Source organism: Mesorhizobium sp. M2E.F.Ca.ET.219.01.1.1, from assembly GCF_004016445.2.
Taxonomy (GTDB): Bacteria; Pseudomonadota; Alphaproteobacteria; order Rhizobiales; family Rhizobiaceae; genus Mesorhizobium.
On sequence record NZ_SADT02000230.1, the window covers coordinates 1 to 295 of the forward strand.

The 295-nt window shown below is 57.3% G+C and carries 1 pseudogene; it reads left to right on the plus strand.

Annotated features, from left to right (window positions below):
* Positions 1-87: 87 nt before the first annotated feature.
* Positions 88-295, plus strand: a pseudogene (locus EN862_RS36705) (class I SAM-dependent methyltransferase); the annotation flags it as partial.

Genomic DNA, 295 nt, shown 5'->3' on the forward strand with positions numbered 1-295 from the left:
AATAGAGCGGTCAGCACCGAACTTCACCCAAACGATGTAATGTACAACACTGGTCCGTCACATTACTTCAACGTCGGGAAGTCGGGCGTGCAGGCCATTCTCACAGGCCTCTCGCTTTCGTGGCGCAGCCAGGTGATGACGGTTCTCGACTTGCCTTGCGGCCACGGCCGCGTTGGCCGGCACCTTAGGCAGCTCTTTCCCAATGCCGAGCTTTTCTATTGCGACATTGATGCCGAAGGGGCTGACTTTTGCGCCCGAGCGTTTGGCGGGAAAGCCATACACTCAAAGGCTGACC